The 4,042-nt window shown below is 66.6% G+C and carries 2 protein-coding genes; both read left to right on the top strand.

Translation table 11 applies throughout. The features are described 5' to 3' along the window. Positions 1–84 precede the first annotated feature (84 nt). Entirely contained in the window at positions 85–2,154 is a 2,070-nt protein-coding gene (gene metG, locus AC27KI_RS20125; RefSeq protein WP_487115463.1) for a methionine--tRNA ligase, read from the top strand. A gap of 127 nt (positions 2,155–2,281) precedes the next feature. Next, positions 2,282–4,042 (top strand): calcium-binding protein (locus tag AC27KI_RS20120; RefSeq protein ID WP_487115461.1); only part of this gene is annotated, 1,761 nt, incomplete at its 3' end.

The following is a 4,042-nucleotide window of genomic DNA, read 5'->3' as shown; positions in this document are numbered from 1 at the left end:
CCCCGGCCGCGCGGACCGGGGCGAGCGCCTAAAATCCGCGGCTTGTCCGCGTTTTTCGCGGCCCACCCCGAACGCCCGCACCCGATGACCGCACGCAAGATCTTCGTCACCACCGCCCTGCCGTATGCCAACGGCAACTTCCACATCGGCCACATCATGGAATACATCCAGGCCGACATCTGGGTGCGGTATCAAAGAATGCAGGGCGCCCAGGTGAACTTCGTGGGCGCGGACGATGCCCACGGCGCGCCGATCATGATCGCGGCCGAGAAGGCCGGCAAGACGCCTCAGCAGTTCGTGGCAGACATCGCCGCTGGCCGCAAGCCCTACCTGGACGGCTTTCACATCGCTTTCGACAACTGGCACAACACCGACGCGCCCGAGAACCACGCGCTCGCCCAGCAGATCTACCGCGACCTCAAGGCCAACGGCCTCATCGAGACGCGCACCATCGAGCAGTTCTTCGACCCCGAGAAGAACATGTTCCTGCCCGACCGCTTCATCAAGGGCGAATGCCCCAAGTGCCACGCCAAGGACCAGTACGGCGACAACTGCGAGAACTGCGGGGCCGTCTATGCACCCACCGACCTCATCCAGCCCTTCTCGGCGCTGTCGGGCGCCAAGCCGGTGCTGAAGAGCTCGGAGCATTTCTTCTTCAAGCTCTCCGACCCGCGCTGCGTCGATTTTTTGCAGGAATGGACGCAGAACGGCGTGCACGTGCAGCCCGAGGTGGCCAACAAGGTCAAGGAATGGTTCACCGTGCGCACCAACCCGGACGGCAGCACCAGCGAGGGCCTGGGCGACTGGGACATCAGCCGCGACGCGCCCTACTTCGGCATCGAGATCCCCGATGCGCCGGGCAAGTACTTCTACGTGTGGCTCGATGCACCCGTGGGCTACCTCGCCTCGCTCAAGAACCTGCTGGAGAAGCGCGGCGAAGACTACGAGGCCTACATGGCCGACCCGCTGCTTGAGCAGTACCACTTCATCGGCAAGGACATCGTCACCTTCCACACCCTGTTCTGGCCCGCCATGCTGAAGTTCAGCGGCCGCAAGACGCCTGACAAGATCTGCGTGCACGGCTTTCTCACCGTGAACAACGGCGAGAAGATGAGCAAGAGCCGCGGCACGGGCCTGGACCCGCTCAAGTACCTGGGCCTGTCGATGAACCCCGAATGGCTGCGCTACTACATCGCCGCCAAGCTCAATGGCCGCAACGAGGACATCGACTTCAACCCCGAAGATTTCATGGCCCGGGTCAACAGCGACCTGATCGGCAAGTTCGTCAACATCGCCTCGCGCGCGGCCGGCTTCATCGCCAAGCGTTTCGGCGGCCAGCTGGGCGCCATGAGCGGCGACGGCCAGGCCCTGCTCGCCACGCTGGCGGGCCAAGGCGGCACCATCGCCGAGGCCCTCGAAAAGCGCGACACCGCCCGCGCCCTGCGCGAGGTGATGCTGCTGGCCGACCGCGTGAACGAGTACGTGGACGCCAACAAGCCCTGGGAACTGGCCAAGCAGGACGGCATGGACGCGCGCCTGCAGGACGTGTGCACGACCTGCATCGAGGCCTTCCGCGTGCTTGCCATCTACCTCAAGCCCGTGCTGCCCGCCCTGGCCGCGCAGGTCGAGGCCTTCCTGAACGTCACGCCGCTCGCCTTTGCCGATGCGCAGACGCTGCTGGGCGCCGGCCACACCATCGGCACCTACCAGCATCTGATGCAGCGCGTGGACGTGAAGCAGCTCGACGCCCTGTTCGAGCCGCCCGCGGCGCCCGAGCCCGAAAAGACCGTGCCCGGCGGCGAGGAGATCGCGCCCACCATCACCATCGACGACTTCGCCAAGATCGACCTGCGCATCGCGCAGATCGTGAACTGCGAGCCGGTCGAAGGCTCGACCAAGCTGCTGCGCCTGACACTCGACGTGGGCGAAGGCCGCCACCGGAATGTGTTCAGCGGCATCGCCAGCGCCTACCAGCCCGCCGACCTGATCGGCAAGCTCACCGTGATGGTGGCCAACCTCGCCCCACGCAAGATGAAGTTCGGCATCAGCGAGGGCATGGTGCTGGCCGCCAGCCATGGCGATGAGAAGGCCCACCCCGGCATCCACGTGCTGGAACCGTGGCCTGGCGCCACACCGGGTATGCGCGTTCGCTGAGCGGACCCAGGCAGTTCTGTCATCTAACTCGCCGGAAACCCAGAAGCCAACTTAAACCCTGGTAGCCCCATGGGGGCGACGGCACGCACAACCCACCGGCTGGGTTGCGGGCGACGATGGCATCGTCGTGCTGGACCGCAACGGCAAAGGCCTGATCGATTCCGGGCGCGAACTCTTCGGCGACCAGACCTTGAAACCCGTGGGCAGCGATGGCCGGGCGCAGACCCATGCCAACGGCTACGAAGCCCTGGCGGCAGAGGATGGCAACGGCGACAAGGTGATCGACGCCAACGATGCGGTGTATTCGCAACTGCGCATCTGGAAGGACACCAACCAGGATGGAATCTCCCAGGCGGGCGAGCTGCACACCCTGGCCGAGCTGGGCATCGCCCGCATCGGCGTGGCGGGCACCACCAGCAATGTGAATCTGGGCAACGGCAACACCCAGCCCTTGAGCGGCAGTTTCACCCGCACCAATGGCACCACCGGGGTCAGCGGTGTGGCCGAGGTCACCGGCAGCCTGCTGCTGGCCTCCAACAACTTCTACCGCGAGTTCACCGACGATCCGGCCGTAACGGCGGCGGCGGGCGCCTTGCCCCAGATGGGCGGCAGCGGCTGGGTGCGCGATCTGCGCGAGGCCATGAGCCTGCCGGGCGATGCAGCGCAAGGCCTGCAGGACAGCGTGGGGCGGTTCGCGGCAGCGGGCACGCGGGATGCGCAGATGGCGCTGATCGACGAATTGCTTGCCGACTGGGCCGGTACCTCGGGAAAACTCGTCCACGGCATTGCAAGCTATGACTTGGTATCGGACGGCCATGGTAGTTTGGTCACCGCCGACAAGCCCGAGGACGACCCCACCTACGTCACGACGGCAACGTTGAACCTGACTTCCGTGGCCGGCATGATGGTGCCCAACCCCCAGGCCGGCGGCACGGGCCAGTCGGATGAAATCCTGGGCGAAGCCGGTCGCCAATTGCTGCGCCGGATGAACGTGCTGGAGGTCTTCAACGGCACCAAGTTCTTCCAGATTCCGGTCCAGACCGGCTCCGGTGGCGGTGGGGGCGGCGCGGCGTCCCCAGGCGGCGGCTCGGGCGGCGAGTCGGATGGCATCAGCCGCTACACGGCCACCCTTTCCGCCCCGCAGGCCGCCCTGCTCACCCAAAGCTACGAAGAACTGCGCGAAAGCGTCTATGGCGCGCTGGTCGTGCAAACGCGCCTCAAGCCCTACCTGGACAGTGTGGCGCTCACCATCGATGACCAAGGCGTCGGCTTCGACACGAGCGGGCTGTCTGCCCTGCTGGATGCCCGCAAGGCGGGCAGCGAGCGTGAGGGGCTGATCGATCTGGCGGAGTTGAACCGCTACCAGGGCAAGCTGCTCACCGCCGTGGGATTCGATGGGCTGGGCATGCTGTCGCAGTGGGTCGAGGCCCTGCCGGCCGGTGATGCGTTGCGCGGGGAGTTGAGCGGGCTGGGCGTGATCCTGTCCGGTGCGGCCGAAGGATCGGCACGCAGCGATATCTATCTGGGCGGCGCGGGCGACGATGCCTTCGCGGCGGGCGCGGGTGACGACCAACTGGATGGCGGCGCTGGCAATGACACGCTGCGCGGCGGTGACGGCAACGACGTGTTGATGGGCCGCGAGGGCGCCGACGCTCTGCATGGGGATGCGGGCGACGATCAGTTGCACGGCGGCTCGGGCAACGACAACCTGTGGGGCGGTGCCGGCAACGACACGCTGCTGGGCGGGGATGGCGACGACGGGTTGTACGGTGATGCGGGCGATGACACGCTGGACGGCGGCGCAGGCCGGGACTGGCTGGAGGGCGGCACGGGCTCCAACACCTACCGCTTCGGCCGGGGCGACGGTCAGGACACCATCGCGTTCAAG

The organism is Acidovorax sp. KPB24-03 (genome assembly GCF_057546605.1).
This window is presented reverse-complemented; position numbering and strand designations above follow the sequence as displayed.